Origin of the sequence: Pseudoalteromonas sp. JC3, from assembly GCF_030291895.1 — a bacterium.
Lineage (GTDB): Bacteria > Pseudomonadota > Gammaproteobacteria > Enterobacterales > Alteromonadaceae > Pseudoalteromonas.
Map to the genome: position 1 here is coordinate 204,017 of NZ_CP127855.1, position 15,395 is coordinate 219,411.

The window sequence follows — 15,395 nt, forward strand, 5'->3', positions numbered from 1 at the left end:
AACATTATTGGAAAAAGGAACGGTAAACTGGCAATTTCTTTTGCGCTGGCTGGAGCATAAATACCTCTTTAATAACGGTGTTATGCTCCAACTCGTGTTGTAATGCGTTTAGTAGGCAATTGCTGTCAATAGGCAGATCACATTGCTGGATAGCAGTCGTCAACAAGTAGGCATTGAGATAGCCTTCGAATACCTGTTCGTTTTGGGAAAGCGTGCTATTGCGAACTGCTTCGCGAAAAGTGTCACAAAGCTTACCCTTACAAATCGCTGGGTCAGGCACAACTTCGGTGACTAATACTTTGGGCTTGCCTCTGAGTCTAGCGAATAGCTCATTGGAGGAGGCAAATGAAACCGTGGCGTATTGTGTTTCTAGGCCAACTTCCATGGCACGATTGATAAACTTAGACAGTGGCGTGTAGGTGCCGACCATAGCCAAGCCTTCAATTTTATGGCGCTGTGCTTGCTCAAGTGCTCGCTCAATATCATCAGTATTTCGTCTAAAACGGGTTATCACAACAGGTTTGAATCCACGTTCAGCTAACGCTTTGGTAAGGCTTTTTTCTACGGTGAGACCAAATTCATCGGCTTGTATGAGTAAAGCGACTCGCTTGAGTTTTTGTTCATCGACGAAGTAGCGGATGATATCTTGAGCCTCTTTATTATAGCTAGTGCGGAGGTTAAACACATTAAAAGTAATAGGATCTTGGAGAAACTCAGCGCCAGTATATGGCATAAGAAAGGGAACTTTAGAGTGTTCTAAAATTGGTTTTATAGCGTAAGAGGTTGGGGTGCCCATAACGCCAAATAATGCATCGACCTTATTTTTATAAACGAGCTTACGAGCATTGGTTACAGTTTTGTGTGGCTCATAGCCATCATCTAGCACCTGCAACTCAATCTTAGCTGCGCCATCCGTTTTATGCTGGTTATAAAAGTTAAAATGTAGCTCAGCACCAGCCCTTAGTTGTTGACCAATCTCTTTTGCAGGACCTGAGAGTGCGGTGGACATACCAATTTTCACCACAGGTTGAGCGGAAGCTGCAAAGCTCAGTACAGCAGAAGCAAAAGTGAATAGTAAAAATTTAACACCGAAAATACTCATATACTTGCCGTACTGTCTCTCTTAGCGTTGTGGTGAGGGCTTTTTTACCAGATAACCCAAGCAAATTAATTACGACGTGGGTCGAATGTTGCTGTAATATTAGACGAATCACTAATGCTTTGGAAACTTTAGTTAAGTTTTTAAGCAATCGAGGATCGGTTGTGATCAACTGCCATAAAAAAGGACATACTTGTTGCTCAACCGGGTTGCTTTTACGTAAATAGCGCAAATAATCTAGCTGCTCATTAGTTATATGTTCAAAGGGTAAGGTCGCCAATAGCGCGCTCACCACCTCAGTATCGAGTTGTTGATAGTGCGAGCGCAACTGATAGAAAAAAGCTTGTTTGAATACTCGAGTATAGGCGTTGTCTAAGTCGCCTCGGATTTTTTTGAACATCAAAACTGCATACTCGCCACTGGCCTTATCTTGCTTAAATCCCAGTTTCATCGGCTGATAGTGACGTTGTGACCAAAATGAAAGCAATGGCGCTGTAAGGCCAAAACTGGTTCCTATGTAACTGATATCTTCTGGTAATGTGGTTTCAAAACATTCAAGTAATTGACTGCCAATTCCTTGCTGTTGTACATCCGGGTGCACGGCTATTCTAACAACTCTTGCGCTTTTTTCGGTGACAAAACGGCTATCACCCAAGCTTGTCGTTAGCTGCTGCGCCAAGAGATGGCCTGTGGGTCTTCGTTTTCCTACTAGAATATCTTCTGCGAGATCTGAAGCGAGTTCGCCTTCGATGACAGCAAGGCAAATACCTACTAGTTCGTTATTGCAAAACGCACCTTGTAAGCGCAGATCGGGTGCATCTAATAATTGCCGTAAATCATCGACGCTGGTTTGATAATGCGCTAAAACGAGCAGTGAAAATACTTGCTCAAGTAACTGGCTATTTTCTACCAATTCACTCTGGGAAATAGCACGCATTGTGGTTGATGAAGTGAATATGGGTGATGTCGCTTTACACTCGAGTACAAATAAATCCCTGATCTGCTGCTCCAGTGGATCATCTGACGCATAACGAATAGGAGTCGACAAGGTGAAATCAAGATAACTTGGGTAATGTGATTCTAAGTAGCGTTTAAACCGTAACGTGTAGCCTCTACCATTACCCTCATAACCAACTAAGGTGCTGGAAAAAATGCAGCGAAAACCAAGTTGAGTGATTTGTATTAAAAATGGAACTGGCAGGGCAGCTGCCTCATCTACCAAAATAATCGTATTGCTATCAAGCGTAGAGGCTTGTTGTAGTAACGCATCTGGTGCCATATAGCTGAGATTAGCCAGCTTCTTCGTTTTTACATCAACCTCGGTATTGAGTGTTTGAGCAAACATGCTAAAGCAACTATGCAGCGCATGAAAATGGCGGCTACAAATAACAAATTGTTGTGTAGGATGCTTTGATGCCAAGAGACCTAATAACGCGCTCTTCCCTCGACCTCTATCTGCACTCAGTAATACAGGTGTTTGCTGGCTTTCCAATATTGCGGAGAGTTGCGCAAGTACAATTTGTTGCTCTTCAATACCACTAACCACTGAACTTGTAGCAAGATACGCTGAGGGCAATTGAGCTCCAAAGTGTTCACTGATATGCCAAACTGTTCGTTGCTGCCAGAGCTGCTGCCACCTTTTTAAAAAGTGGCTGTGTTTGGGCGTTTGCCCCTCTGAGCACCAGCGGGTAATTGCAGGGTCTAGCCAGTGGTCGAGTTCATCTAACTCGGGAAGTAACAACAGCAGTAAGCCGCCTGCTTTTACCGTGCCCGCTGCCGCTGCGATTTTGTTAGGCACAATACCGCTAAAGCCGTCGTAGACTAGGTTGCTAAATTCTTGTCCGAGTATTTGGTGTAAATGCTCAGGCCAAACGGCATTTTCTAATGTCTTATTGCTACTTAGGATAAGATTATCGTTTGAGTTTGCTAGTAGCTGCTGACACTGCCCGTAACACCAAGCTTGGCTGCCGGTGATAAGCAAGAGTTGCCGATGGCGGGCATCGGCAAGCTGAGAACGTAATTGTGAAAGACTAGAGTGCTTGAAGTCTTGCATAGGCGGTTACTAACCACTTACTACCAACATCATCAAAGCTAACCTGGATGCGTGATTGAGCACCTGCACCTTCATAGTTAAGCACTGTACCTGCACCAAATTTGGCATGGAGGACGCGCTGGCCTAAATTAAAGCCGCTATCTTCAAAGGTCGCGTGACTGATTGATGGGCTGAATCGACCCGAGTTAGCCGGACGAGAAATTTGCGTTTTGATCCGGATTTCTTCCATGCAGTCTTCAGGAATTTCACGTAAGAACCTTGAAGGGCTGTGATGTTTTTCTTGACCATACAAGCGGCGACTTTCTGCGTGGCTAATGTAAAGCTTATCCATGGCACGTGTCATACCGACGTAGCACAAGCGGCGCTCTTCTTCCAAGCGGCCTGACTCTTCATTACTTTGTTGCGATGGGAACATGCCTTCTTCCACCCCAACCATAAAGACCAATGGGAACTCGAGACCTTTGGCCGAGTGCAGCGTCATCATTTGTACCGCATCTTCGTGCTCGTCTGCCTGGCCTTCGCCTGCCTCCAAAGAGGTATAGGCTAAAAAGCCTTGTAATGGTGAAGTAAAATCTTCATCGATAGGCAGCTCATACTGACCACAAGCACTGATCAATTCTTCCAAGTTTTCCACTCGAGCGCGGCCTTTTTCGCCTTTTTCGGCTTGATACATTGCCATGAGACCTGACTGCTCAATGGCTGTCTGTGCTTGTTGTGCCAGTTCAAGCTCGGCAATTTTATCGTCTAGCTGCTCGACTAATTCAATAAATTTTGTCACCGCCGTAGCTGCTCTTCCCGCTAAATGCTTTTGCGCAAGTACGGCTTTGGCTGCATCCCAAAGTGAGAGTGATTCGTGACGTGCACAATCGCGAATATGACTTAACGTTTTATCACCAATACCACGGGTTGGGGTGTTTATCACACGCTCAAATGCCGCGTCGTCATTACGATTACTGATTATACGAAGGTAAGACAAGGCATCTTTAATCTCTTGTCGTTCGAAGAAACGCATACCGCCATAAATACGGTATTTTAGCCCTTCTTGAAGTAAGGCTTCTTCTAACACTCGGGACTGTGCGTTGTTTCTGTAGAGTACCGCGCTGTCGCTGAGCGCATTGCCAGCCTGTAACCAAGATTTAATTTTGCCAACCACAAAGCGTGCTTCATCAAGTTCATTAAAAGCGGCGTAAATTGAAATTGGCTCGCCTTGGTTACCGTCAGTCCAGAGACTTTTACCCATTCGCTCCGCGTTGTTTTCAATGAGCGCATTGGATGCTTTTAGAATGGTTGCAGTAGAACGATAATTTTGTTCAAGTCGGATCGTTTCGGCGTTAAAGTCGTCCAGAAAACGTTTGATGTTTTCAATTTTTGCACCACGCCAGCCGTAAATACTCTGGTCGTCATCCCCTACGATCATGATATTGTTGTCACTACCTGCAAGCAGGCGTAGCCACAAATATTGAATGCTGTTGGTATCTTGGAACTCGTCCACTAGCATATGGCGGAAGCGTTGTTGATAGTGACGTAGCAAGGTAGGTTGTTGCTGTAATAGCTCGTAGCAGCGCAATAGGATCTCGGCAAAATCAACAAGACCGGCTCTATCACAGGCATCTTGGTAAGCACTATACACGTTCAGCATCAGCTGTTCGTTGACATCGCATGCTTGAATATCTTTGGGTCTTAATCCTTCGTCTTTACGCGCGCTGATGTACCAGCTTAACTGCTTAGGTGGCCACTTTTTCTCATCGATATTCATGGCTTTGAGCAAACGGCGGATCATTCGTTGCTGATCATCGCTATCTAGAATTTGAAATGACTCTGGTAATTTAGCTTCACGGTGATGGGCGCGTAACATGCGGTGGGCAAGGCCGTGGAAAGTGCCTATCCACATACCACCAACAGGGCCATTGAGCGTCGCTTCAACACGAGCACGCATTTCTTTGGCTGCCTTATTGGTAAAGGTTACCGCGAAAATACTAAATGCAGAGGCGTGCTCAACTTGCATAAGCCAAGCTATACGATGAACGAGTACTCGTGTTTTACCTGACCCCGCACCTGCGAGCACTAACATGTTTTGCAGAGGTGCGGCGACTGCATCGCGCTGTTTGTCGTTGAGGCCGTCGAGTAATTCTGATACGTCCATTGCTTTGCCTATTTGCTCAAATGATGGCAAGTATACCGAGTCGTTGCCGTAAATCCCAGCATATCGCAAAGCAAACCTAACCGAGTAAAGGTAACGTTATGATTTATAAAGAAACATAAACTGGTTTTTTATACAGTGTTTATATTTATTTTTGCAAAACGTCCTTCAACCGATTTTGTACCTCTGTAACCAATAAATCGGGCTGGAATTTTGATAGAAACGCATTACAACCCACTTTTTCGACCATGGCATGATTAAAGCTGCCACTGAGTGAGGTATTGAGAATGACATAAAGGTCTTTCAGGCGACTGTCATTGCGAATTTCATAGGTGAGTCGATAACCATCCATAACCGGCATTTCTGCATCGGTGATCACCGCAAGTAACTCTTTTTGTACGTCGATACCTTCGTCGGCCCAGTGTTTTAACACATTGAGCGCCTCTTGGCCGTCAGTCGCTGGGATGATTTCTATGCCCAATTGTGCCAAGGTATCGGCAACTTGACGACGAGCAGTCGGCGAGTCATCGGCATGTAGAATTTTACGGCCATGAAACTCGTTGATGATATCTTTATCTAGAATGTCTTGCGGGATCTCAACTTTGTATTCGACGATTTCGGCAAGTACCTTTTCTACATCGATAATTTCAACGATGTGTTCAACGCCGTCACGTTTGATTTTGGTCAGTGCGGTGAGGTAGTGATTGCGGCCAACAGACTTAGGGGTTGGCATAATATCGGACCACGTAGTATTGACGATTTGGTCAACTTTACCAACTAAGAAAGCCTGCACTGAGCGGTTGTACTCTGTGATCACTAAGTTGCAGTCTTTGCCTCGGTCGCATGGCGGCATGCATATCGCTTGTCGTAAATCGATAACCGGAATAGACTCGCCACGGATGTTGGTTACGCCACACACTTTAGGGTGTGCATTGGGCATTTTGTTAAGATGAGGGAGCTTAACAACTTCTTTTACCTTGAAGACGTTGAGCGCAAAAAAGTGGCGGCTATGAAGATGAAACAATAGCAACTCTAGGCGGTTTTCACCCACCAGTTGTGTGCGTTGATTTACTGAGGCCAATACGCCAGCCATGTTAACCCCTCATTACTTCTTGTAACCTTTTCTAAGACTATATCAAAGAAGTCGATATGTCGTGTTGTTTTTTGGCTAAAATCTGCAGTAAGGTAGCAGTATGTATTTGATAGGGAAGCAATATGCCTATAATTTTTAAGCGCTTAGTTGTTTTGATGCGGGCTCATGTGGATAAGGCCAGCTGGCAACTGTTATTTATGGCAACGCTCATTCATATGTCGGTGATCTGGGGGTTATTATGGCTCAGCAATGAATCGGCGTTATTACCACTGAGCACGTTCTTTTATTACTACGTGGTGACGACTTCAACAGTTGGCTACGGAGACTTTAGTGCAACAACGGATTTTGGCCGTTTAGTCGTTGCCATAATACAGATCCCATTTGGCCTTGCGCTATTTGGTGTGTTATTGGGAAAAGCTGGACAATTTGTGACGTATTGGGTGAGAAGAGGCATGACAGGGGAAAAAGACTTTGCACATTTGCAAAACCACATTGTAATTTTTGGTTGGCATGATGTCAGAACAAAAAAAATGGTGGATTACATTTTAGGTGACAATAAACGCGAAGATAGAAAAATCGTATTAGCCGTCACCGAGGCCATGGAGCATCCGCTGTTGAGTTATCCGGAAGTCGCATTTGCGCGTTTAACCAGCTTTACTGATGACGAACAGCTAAGTCGGATTAACATCGAGCGGGCTGACAAAATCATCATTGATGGCGATGATGATAACCAGACATTTACCACCGCGCTAAAGCTTAGCCGGGTAGTAAAACCCGAAGCACATATTAGCGCGCACTTCTTGGACGATAGCAAAGCACTGCTTTTAAGAGAGCATTGTAAAAATGTTGAATGCTCAGCATCTATGTCTGCGGAAATCTTAGTGCGAGCCATGCAAGACCCAGGCTCAAGCCGAGTACAAGAGGAATTGCTGTCGACGCTACACGGCGATACGCAATTTAGCTTAGCCTTACCTGCAGAGGTAAGCTGTTTAACCTTTGGTGATATTTTTGGTTATTTTAAACAGCATCATGATGCGACGCTGCTCGGTGTTGCGCACGATATAAATGCGCTAAATATGGATCTAAACCCACCTCTGGATTACAACATCACAGGGGGAGATATTTTGCACTATATTGCACCGCAACGGGTGCTTGCATCAGAGGTTGACTGGTCATCACTATGTTCGAAGAACTCTTTTTGATGATTGCTGTTGTGTGCGCTTACTTACTTCCTGTCGCTTTGGTTGCAGGAAGCAAGCGCAGCAAAGGGCATGAAAAAAACGGCTGGCTGATAGGAACGCTACTGTTTTCTTGGGTCGCTTTGCTGCTATATATTAGCATAGTGCCTAAGCACGGGCGACAAAAAGGCAAAGCAAAACGTTAGCTTTGCCCCGACATCTCTAAAATAACCTGCCACTCAGGTTCGATGATGGGCATGATGGATAACCGCCCCCCTTTTTTTAGAGCCAGCTCGGTGAGCGCAGTGTTGGCTTTTATCGCTTGCAGGGTCACCGGGCGTAGGTGCCGCTCATATGCTAGAGTGACACCTACCCAGCGAGGGTTATCAGTGCTTGATTTAGCATCATAATAATCACTGCTTAAGTCAAATTGATGTGGATCTGGCTCTGCAGCTTTCACCACTTTGGCAATACCGACAACCGCAGGGACTTTACAGCTTGAGTGGTAAATAAACACTGAGTCACCCACCTTAACCTCGTCACGCAGGAAGTTTCTTGCCTGATAATTACGAATTCCCTCCCAAAAAGTTTGCTGCTCAGGCGCGTTTTTTAAGTCATCAATGGAAAATGCATCGGGTTCTGTTTTAAACAGCCAATAAGCCATATGGGTTAGTCCAATAGTTTGAGTTATGATGTATTATACTCATTTGAGCAATGTACTTGGTTTGCTACCAGTCCGAGTCTTACTTGGATTTGGTAAAAGTATTATCTCATTATAACGACTATCGCCAGTTCTACTAGACGTTCGGAGTGCAACATGAGTCAAGTGTTACAAAATCTGTTGGATTTGCTCAGCCTTGAAGAAATTGAGCAAGGGATATATCGAGGTCAAAGCCAAGACCTTGGTTTTCCTCAAGTGTTTGGAGGTCAGGTGATGGGGCAGGCGTTGTCCGCAGCAAAATACACCTTACCAGAAGGGCGCTTTGTTAACTCGCTGCACTCTTACTTTTTGCGTCCTGGTGATGCAAGCAAGCCCATCGTCTACGATGTCGAAAACATTCGTGATGGTCGCAGTTTTAGCACTCGTAGGATCAGTGCCATTCAATATGGTAAGCCGATATTTTATATGACTGCCTCTTTCCAAGGGGATGAACCCGGCGTTTCTCATCAATCTTTGATGCCGGATGTGCCAGAGCCTGAAACATTGAAGTCATCACTTCACTTTTATCAAGAACATGCGGACCTCATTCCAGAATCACTTCGAGCGAAATTTACGCAAGAAATGCCGCTGGATATGCGCCCTGTAAACTTTCAAAATCCATTCAAACCTAAAAAACAGGACCCGGTGAGAAATGTTTGGTTTAAAGCCAATGGTGACATGCCGGACGACAGAAGGATCCACAACTATTTGCTGGCTTATGCCTCTGATTTTGAATTTCTACCAACTGCACTACAACCACATGGTTTGTCGTTTATGCAGCCAAATATGCAAGTCGCGACAATAGACCATGCGATGTGGTTCCATCGTCCGTTTAGAATGGATGAATGGATTTTATATAGCGTTGATAGTCCGAGCGCGTCTAATGGCCGAGGCCTAGTACGTGGTCAATTTTTCAACCGCCAAGGTGAGTTAGTTGCGTCGACTATTCAAGAAGGCGTGATGCGCCAACGCTAATTTGTTGGAAAGTGTATGGCGCTTTTTAACTGTAATCTTGCTTGGTGCTTTGTGCAGTACTAAGCAAATTACAAACTTACAAATCCATAACTATTTGTTATAAAAATGAATTTAGGTTTGTTGATGGCCGCTTCTTAAGTCGTCTGCACTACTTTTTCCGGTGCTGTACTCGGTTTTATTTTGCACTATCTTTAAAATTCCATCTAGATGTAGCGTTATTGCATTTTTCCCAAACAAAAATTAACACTAAAGTCAGCTAAATTTATCTACATTGTTATTAACAAAACGAATCGCTGCGTCGCAGACAGGCGCATATGACTTTAGGAGAATGATAATGAATAAACCGCTTGCCACAGTAATTGCATTGACGTTTGTCGGATTAACCGCGGGTTGCGCAACGGAAGCATCAAGAACGGTAGAAGCACCTAAAGTGGCCTCATATAATCAGACATACAATGGACCAAAAAGTCAGTTAGCGGTTGGTAAATTGCAAAACCGTTCAGCTTTTCACAATGGTGTGTTTAGTTCAGGACCGGATCGCTTGGGTTCTCAGGCTAAAACTATTCTGACCACCCATTTACAGCAGAGTAATCGCTTTATTGTTTTAGATAGAGAAAACATGACAGAGATTGCCCAAGAAGCTGGATTTGCGGGCGCAAAACAAAGTATAAAAGGCGCTAACTTTGTGATCACGGGAGACGTTTCCGAGTTTGGTCGAAAAGAAGTAGGTGATAAACAATTGTTCGGCATCCTAGGTAAAGGAAAATCGCAAATTGCTTACGCTAAGGTAAATCTGAATATCGTTGATGTGACTAGTTCAGAAGTCGTCTACTCAGTGCAAGGTGCTGGAGAATACAGCTTATCTAATCGCGAAGTGGTTGGTTTTGGTGGCACTGCAGGGTATGACTCAACGCTAAACGGCAAGGTACTTGATTTAGCCATTCGTGAGGCCGTTAATAACTTGGTGAGTGGCATCGAGAAAGGCGATTGGAAGCCTTTATAGACAATCCCCACAGCTAATCTAAACCTCAGGTAACTTATGAAGCAAATGATATTTGTGGCGACTTTACTATTGATATTGTCTGGTTGTCAGAGTACGACACCACAATATTATTACGGTTCTTACGAACGTAATCTCTATGAGTTCTTTCGAGGTGATGGGCAGTCGCTTGAGCAGCAGATCAGTCAGTTAGAGTCAAGCATAGCGCGCGCCGAAGTAAAGCAGATCAGTCCAGCACCAGGCATGTATGCGCATCTCGGTTACTTACATTTGATGCAAGGGGATAACGGCAAAGGGTTTGCGTATTTTGAACAGGAAAAACAGCTGTATCCTGAGTCCAGGCAATATATCGACTTTTTACTAAAAAATGCGCAGGGAGAATAAGATGAAATGGATTAAAGCGAGCTTGGTGCTTTTGACTTTTGCCTTATTGAATGGCTGTGCGACGGCACCTAAACAGGATTATAGTGCCTTTATCCAAAGCGATCCTAAGTCGATACTGGTGTTACCGCCTATCAATAATTCCAATGAAGTTGTTGCGCCTTACGGGGTCATGGCGACAGTAGTGAAGCCACTTGCCGACTCTGGCTATTATGTTTTTCCAGTATCTTTGGTTAATGAGACTTTTAAAAATAACGGCTTAACTGTGGCTCATGATGTTCACAATGTTGCGATAGACAAGCTCTATGAAATCTTTGCTGCGGACGCCGCCTTATACATAGAGATTCAAGATTATGGTACGTCATACGTTGTATTAGATAGTGACACTACCGTAGCGCTATCGGCAAGGTTGGTTGATTTAAAAACTGGCCAAGTAATTTGGCGTGGTAAATCAAAAGCATCAAGTAGTGAAGACAGAGATGACCGTGATAGCAGTTTGGCTGGCGCATTGATTGGCGCGGTACTAAATCAGGTGATTGAAAGCACTTCAGATAAAGGATTTGAAGTTTCACAGAAAGCATCACAGAGATTATTATCAGCGGACTCAAGCAATGGTTTGCTTTATGGCGTGCGCTCACCTAAGTATGGGCAGCCGAAGTGAGCCACTAATCCCAATAATAATTGAACTGTAATGAAAGTCGGGATGTTTCTGCATAGTCCCAACCAATTCTTACATCGGATTGAGGCGAAAGCCGGTTTGCGAGCTCAAGTTTGACATGTGCTGCGTGATGAGTGTTTTTCGAGATAGAGGTTCTGAATGCAAAAGAATTATTTAGCCTTGAAAGTAAGCCAACTTCAATACCAGGGCTGAGATAGTAATTGTTATTTATAGAAAAAGTTTCTATTGTTGCGAGAGCAAATGTGATGCTGCTAGCATTTAGCAGATGGGCGTAGCCTGCAGCAGTATTTAATCCAACAAAAGCGCAATCATTACAATAAGCCTGCTGCTTTTCATAGCCTAAGCGTAGGCGCCAAGCCCAGTTTTGGTTATCAAACCCTTTTGCATAGCTTGGATTAAAGGACTCTAAATCCAGCACGTCAAACTTGTAAATATCTATGTCGTTATCAGCTAGCGCAAGTTCTACATCCAGCATTTCTAAGTTTGAAAATTTAACTCTAGCAGTGTCTGGAGAAAGCGAATCAAAATATGTCAATCTAAAGCCAAACCTCGCAGTATACTCTGAATCGGGCTGTGACTGAATGGCTAGGCTTACTTTCGACGGTTTTGTTGCCAAGTGTGGTGCTTTGTCACTTGGTGTTATAGCCGAGAGGGATTTCGCCTTACTGATGCCTGCTGGAAGCTTTATTCGTTCTTTTAGCAATACACGTTTAAACTCGCTGTTGCGTTTCTCGTCTCTTTCTAAGGTAAGTTGCAGCTGTACAAAGCTCATCAATACTTCAAGTAATATTACTTTTTGCTCAGTTGGAAGCTGTTGATACTTTTCATTATTGAAGTCTTTTTGATGGTGATAAAGATGGATTGCCAACGATCTGAGCTCAGGACTTAATTTTTCATATAAGTTGTAGAACTCACTGCTTGTTGAAGGAATATAATGAATCGCTGACACTAAAGAATTATCTTGGTGCTTAGCTTGATTCAATCTATCAAAAATAGTGACAGGGATCACCCAAGGCGGTAGGTCAGTCGTTAATGGCTTATCAAGCACAAGTTCAATAAGTTGTGCGATATGAAATGCGCAATTTTCGTCAGCAAAGTAATAATCAAATTGAGCGTTTAGTAATTCCCAAAGGTGTTTTGTAATAAATTCGACTTCATCTGGTGTTAAATTTAATTTGTACTCCCAAAGGTCACGCAGCTCGTCCGCACTGTAGTTATGGTGATGATGAAAAAATCGCTGATCTGAAAAGCCAGCCTGATAGCCGCCAAATAACCCTCTAGCTATATAAACTAACCCATTTTCGTCCTCTGGAACGATTGCGCCATAATTGACACTCCGGTCTAACAGGATATTGTGAGCTGATTGAGAGCCGATTTTAAGTAACATATGCCCATACAGCGAGGCCGGGTTGCTCATGTATCCGGAGGCAAACACTAAGCTGATAGAATTCCAGTCACCTTCATTTTTCCATTCATCAAAAGCCACGCAAGCTGGCGCTTTTGGCAACGGAACGCCTTGGGATCTTAGCCACTTGGCTCGAGCCGGAAATTGGCACTGTGAACTAGGCTCACGTTGAAAAGCTGCAATAGTTGCATTAAGTTCGTTCGCTGGTGAAAATTGGGTGTGATCAGATAGAAAAAAAGAAGCTGATTTTATTAAACTGTGGCCATCTTTCTTTAGATGGAGAAGTTTTTGCCACGTTGTGTTTTGGGCCAGCTCGTTGGTATCAAAGCTTAATGTGGCTGTACTATAAAACAGTAAGCTGTAAGCTGAATATTTGAGAACGGTCTTCATCAAAAAAGTGAGCACAGCGCTATTAGGTGTGCTCACCTATACTATTTAGCTTGCGTTACACTGAGCTGAATAGCTAGTCGAAACGCGAGTTTCTACGATGTTGTATAGTGCTTCAGCGTTATTTGCAGGCTGCGCTGCGTAGTCATTTCTGATAGCGGTTACAATGTCAGCTGTTGCTGCTGCGTCACAGCCACGTACTGCTAACATCGCAGACACGTATTCACCTTGACCTTCTGCAATTTCTTGCTCCAGTGTAGGGAATGTTTGCTGAATAAACATTGCAGTTTTTACTTCACGACCAGCACAAGATTCTACAGATGAAATCTTTGTAGAAACAGCAGTCGTACCAAGGTCCCAAATGATATTCGAAATTGCAGCAGCTGCACCATTATCTGGGAAGATGATTGCACCGATACCACATTCTTGCCAAGGGTTTACAGAATCAGAAGCGTGTGCAGCTAGAGGGGCAGTCATTGCGCCAACGACGATTGCTGCAGCTAGAGTAGTTTTAAACATTTTACATCCTATAGTTGTTTTTATTTCGCCTAGTCTTCAAAGGCGGAACGGGATTCTATAGGTTAATTTTTAATTCCACAACAATAAACCTCCCACACTTGTAAATTTGTGTAAATGCCTCAGGCGGCTTTAGGCTACTGCTGCTATATTCAATACACTTGAATGAGTTTGGTGCTTATCATGGCAATAATTAGTGAATTTAGACCCGGTTATTTTTGTTGGATTGAATTGTGTTCAAGCGACTGGCAGTCAGCAAAACCTTTCTATAGCCAACTATTTGATTGGCAAATTCTTGACCAGCCCATTGGTGAAGATTGTTATTACACCATGTTGCAAAAAGAAGTCGATGATGTCGCAGCGATGTATCAGATGACCGCTGAGCAACAACAAGGAGGCATGCCTAGTCACTGGCTTGCTTATGTGGCGGTAGACAATGTCGATGAATGTCTAAACAAAGCCAACGAGCTCGGTGCTGAAGTGCTTGCAGGCCCTCATGATGTCCCAGGGGCAGGGCGGATGGTGATGTTAAAGGAGCCAGGTGGCGCGGTGTTTGCGTTATGGCAAGAGGGTGGCCATATTGGGACGCAACGTCATCTTGAAGCGAATACCCCTTATTGGTTTGAGCTAGTGAGTAAAAACAGCGCCAAAAGTCGTGACTTTTATTCCGCATTATTTGGGTGGCAAATCGAAGTCAAAGACATGGGAAATATGGACTACACCTTGTTCAAAGTAAATGAGCAACCCGTCGCTGGCATGTTAGAAATGACGGCTGAATGGGGTGAAGACATTCCTCCGCACTGGATGGTTTACATTGCGGTATTGGACTGCGATAGTAAAGCTGAATATGCCCAAAAGCTTGGCGGAGAAATTTGTGTACCGCCGACAGATATACCAGATGTAGGTCGCTTCAGCGTGATAACCGATCCTCAAGGGGCGGTATTCTCTATCATAGAATCTGCCATGGATGATATTTCAACTTAATGCATTTCTAATTCAATCACTTTGCCATGGCAAGTGGCAAAGTTCTCAGAGAGCCGGTTTAGAATAGTATCGCGCTCTCCACTACTATTTAGCTGCTTGATAGACGCTGTTAATTTCGGCAGTAGGTCTTGGTGTTTACGATTGATATAGTGATAAATAGGATAACTCGCATCTCGTAGCCTACGCACATAAACTGCGGCGAGTCCTGACTGACATAGCGCACCAAGCGCAAATAAGTCATCAGCTAAAATTTGTTCTACATGACCTTTTTCAAGTGCTTGAAACGCAGAAACATCGTTAGAGACCGCGTTACAGGTCAACCTTTTACTCTGACAAACTTGCTCCGTTATTAAACTGCCTTGTATTACCACATAGTCTTGCCGGGTCGACAAAGTACAACGCTCCTTCTTGAGACAAAACACCGCCATTCGCACGGTTGCAAGTGGTTCGGGTATTTGCAGTAAGTTAGGATAGGCATTTGCAATAGCGCTAGTGCGTCCTGCCTCCGCATCATAAAACCCTTGATCTACATATTCTAATCCGCGCTCACTGGGTAACACGACAAGTGTGGGCGTGATGTCCAAAGGTGCGTATATTTTTTGCTTGAGTTGTGCGATTTGCTGTTGGCCAAGCTGATAAGCGACCAGCTCACTGACATTGATTTGGTAGGCGAACGTCGCCTTGTGGATAAAGAAAAGCAAGAGGGTGCTAAGTGCGAGTTTCACAACATATCCTTACGGTTGTCAGAGTTATAACTGTAGCAAAGTTGTCAGAAAGTGAAAAAGTACATCATAAAAATGAATTC

15 protein-coding genes are annotated in these 15,395 nt (G+C 44.0%); 7 read left to right on the forward strand and 8 right to left on the reverse strand.

Annotation, left to right across the window (positions count from 1 at the left end; all coding sequences use genetic code 11):
- Positions 1-4: 4 nt before the first annotated feature.
- From QSH61_RS00770 to QSH61_RS00785, 4 genes are all read right to left on the reverse strand, one after another.
- A complete protein-coding gene (locus QSH61_RS00770) occupies positions 5-1,102 on the reverse strand; it encodes an ABC transporter substrate-binding protein (protein WP_206472650.1) in 1,098 nt (365 codons plus the stop codon).
- Positions 1,083-3,152 (reverse strand): tRNA(Met) cytidine acetyltransferase TmcA domain-containing protein, encoded by a 2,070-nt coding sequence (locus QSH61_RS00775; protein WP_206472652.1) that lies wholly within the window; start codon positions 3,150-3,152, stop codon positions 1,083-1,085. The genes QSH61_RS00770 and QSH61_RS00775 overlap by 20 nt, the downstream gene beginning before the upstream one ends.
- Positions 3,130-5,295: a DNA helicase II gene (uvrD, locus tag QSH61_RS00780; protein ID WP_206472654.1), complete on the reverse strand. Its 2,166-nt coding sequence runs from the start codon at positions 5,293-5,295 to the stop codon at positions 3,130-3,132. The genes QSH61_RS00775 and uvrD overlap by 23 nt, the downstream gene beginning before the upstream one ends.
- A 145-nt stretch (positions 5,296-5,440) precedes the next feature.
- Positions 5,441-6,385: a chemotaxis protein CheV gene (locus QSH61_RS00785; protein WP_206472656.1), complete on the reverse strand. Its 945-nt coding sequence runs from the start codon at positions 6,383-6,385 to the stop codon at positions 5,441-5,443.
- Between the two features lie 122 nt (positions 6,386-6,507).
- Between QSH61_RS00785 and QSH61_RS00790 the strand changes: the two genes are divergently transcribed.
- Together QSH61_RS00790 and QSH61_RS00795 are read left to right on the forward strand one after the other, a co-directional pair.
- Positions 6,508-7,587, forward strand: coding sequence for a potassium channel family protein (locus QSH61_RS00790; RefSeq protein ID WP_206472657.1), 1,080 nt, complete (start codon positions 6,508-6,510; stop codon positions 7,585-7,587).
- Entirely contained in the window at positions 7,587-7,769 is a 183-nt protein-coding gene (locus QSH61_RS00795; protein WP_010374482.1) for a hypothetical protein, read from the forward strand. Before QSH61_RS00790 ends, QSH61_RS00795 begins: the two co-directional genes overlap by 1 nt.
- On the opposite strand, the gene QSH61_RS00800 is transcribed toward QSH61_RS00795, so the two are convergent.
- Positions 7,766-8,227, reverse strand: a complete 462-nt coding sequence (locus QSH61_RS00800; protein ID WP_102055875.1) for an EVE domain-containing protein — start codon at positions 8,225-8,227, stop codon at positions 7,766-7,768. The two genes, QSH61_RS00795 and QSH61_RS00800, sit on opposite strands and share 4 nt — an antisense overlap.
- A gap of 153 nt (positions 8,228-8,380) precedes the next feature.
- Between QSH61_RS00800 and tesB the strand changes: the two genes are divergently transcribed.
- The 4 genes from tesB to QSH61_RS00820 all read left to right on the forward strand — a co-directional run bounded on the left by tesB (position 8,381) and on the right by QSH61_RS00820 (position 11,280).
- Complete coding sequence (gene tesB, locus QSH61_RS00805) at positions 8,381-9,238, forward strand: acyl-CoA thioesterase II (protein ID WP_095728597.1); 858 nt, start codon at positions 8,381-8,383, stop codon at positions 9,236-9,238.
- A 334-nt stretch (positions 9,239-9,572) separates the two neighbouring features.
- On the forward strand, positions 9,573-10,241 hold the full coding sequence (locus QSH61_RS00810) for a CsgG/HfaB family protein (RefSeq protein WP_102055876.1): 669 nt from the start codon (positions 9,573-9,575) through the stop codon (positions 10,239-10,241).
- 36 nt (positions 10,242-10,277) lie between these two features.
- Positions 10,278-10,622 carry a DUF4810 domain-containing protein gene (locus QSH61_RS00815; protein ID WP_010607897.1) on the forward strand — a complete coding sequence of 115 codons (345 nt, stop codon included), beginning with the start codon at positions 10,278-10,280 and terminating at the stop codon, positions 10,620-10,622.
- A gap of 1 nt (position 10,623) precedes the next feature.
- On the forward strand, positions 10,624-11,280 hold the full coding sequence (locus tag QSH61_RS00820) for a DUF799 domain-containing protein (protein WP_010607898.1): 657 nt from the start codon (positions 10,624-10,626) through the stop codon (positions 11,278-11,280).
- A gap of 4 nt (positions 11,281-11,284) precedes the next feature.
- On the opposite strand, the gene QSH61_RS00825 is transcribed toward QSH61_RS00820, so the two are convergent.
- On the reverse strand, positions 11,285-13,093 hold the full coding sequence (locus QSH61_RS00825) for an Lnb N-terminal periplasmic domain-containing protein (RefSeq protein WP_206472666.1): 1,809 nt from the start codon (positions 13,091-13,093) through the stop codon (positions 11,285-11,287).
- 45 nt (positions 13,094-13,138) lie between these two features.
- Positions 13,139-13,609 carry a DUF3015 family protein gene (locus QSH61_RS00830; RefSeq protein WP_069023445.1) on the reverse strand — a complete coding sequence of 157 codons (471 nt, stop codon included), beginning with the start codon at positions 13,607-13,609 and terminating at the stop codon, positions 13,139-13,141.
- A 180-nt stretch (positions 13,610-13,789) separates the two neighbouring features.
- Between QSH61_RS00830 and QSH61_RS00835 the strand changes: the two genes are divergently transcribed.
- Entirely contained in the window at positions 13,790-14,590 is an 801-nt protein-coding gene (locus tag QSH61_RS00835; RefSeq protein WP_010607902.1) for a VOC family protein, read from the forward strand.
- Here QSH61_RS00835 and QSH61_RS00840 read toward each other — a convergent pair.
- Complete coding sequence (locus QSH61_RS00840; RefSeq protein WP_206472659.1) at positions 14,587-15,315, reverse strand: type 2 periplasmic-binding domain-containing protein; 729 nt, start codon at positions 15,313-15,315, stop codon at positions 14,587-14,589. The two genes, QSH61_RS00835 and QSH61_RS00840, sit on opposite strands and share 4 nt — an antisense overlap.
- Positions 15,316-15,395: the final 80 nt, after the last annotated feature.

What these genes read in the sequence shown, in the direction of transcription:
- uvrD (WP_206472654.1), bottom strand. Translation starts at nt 5,295, where the DNA reads ATGGACGTATCAGAATTACTCGACGGCCTCAACGACAAACAGCGCGAT.
- tesB (WP_095728597.1), top strand. Translation starts at nt 8,381, where the DNA reads ATGAGTCAAGTGTTACAAAATCTGTTGGATTTGCTCAGCCTTGAAGAA.
- QSH61_RS00820 (WP_010607898.1), top strand. Translation starts at nt 10,624, where the DNA reads ATGAAATGGATTAAAGCGAGCTTGGTGCTTTTGACTTTTGCCTTATTG.
- QSH61_RS00835 (WP_010607902.1), top strand. Translation starts at nt 13,790, where the DNA reads ATGGCAATAATTAGTGAATTTAGACCCGGTTATTTTTGTTGGATTGAA.
- QSH61_RS00800 (WP_102055875.1), bottom strand. Translation starts at nt 8,227, where the DNA reads ATGGCTTATTGGCTGTTTAAAACAGAACCCGATGCATTTTCCATTGAT.
- QSH61_RS00790 (WP_206472657.1), top strand. Translation starts at nt 6,508, where the DNA reads ATGCCTATAATTTTTAAGCGCTTAGTTGTTTTGATGCGGGCTCATGTG.
- QSH61_RS00830 (WP_069023445.1), bottom strand. Translation starts at nt 13,609, where the DNA reads ATGTTTAAAACTACTCTAGCTGCAGCAATCGTCGTTGGCGCAATGACT.
- QSH61_RS00785 (WP_206472656.1), bottom strand. Translation starts at nt 6,385, where the DNA reads ATGGCTGGCGTATTGGCCTCAGTAAATCAACGCACACAACTGGTGGGT.
- QSH61_RS00810 (WP_102055876.1), top strand. Translation starts at nt 9,573, where the DNA reads ATGAATAAACCGCTTGCCACAGTAATTGCATTGACGTTTGTCGGATTA.
- QSH61_RS00770 (WP_206472650.1), bottom strand. Translation starts at nt 1,102, where the DNA reads ATGAGTATTTTCGGTGTTAAATTTTTACTATTCACTTTTGCTTCTGCT.
- QSH61_RS00795 (WP_010374482.1), top strand. Translation starts at nt 7,587, where the DNA reads ATGATTGCTGTTGTGTGCGCTTACTTACTTCCTGTCGCTTTGGTTGCA.
- QSH61_RS00815 (WP_010607897.1), top strand. Translation starts at nt 10,278, where the DNA reads ATGAAGCAAATGATATTTGTGGCGACTTTACTATTGATATTGTCTGGT.
- QSH61_RS00825 (WP_206472666.1), bottom strand. Translation starts at nt 13,093, where the DNA reads ATGAAGACCGTTCTCAAATATTCAGCTTACAGCTTACTGTTTTATAGT.
- QSH61_RS00775 (WP_206472652.1), bottom strand. Translation starts at nt 3,152, where the DNA reads ATGCAAGACTTCAAGCACTCTAGTCTTTCACAATTACGTTCTCAGCTT.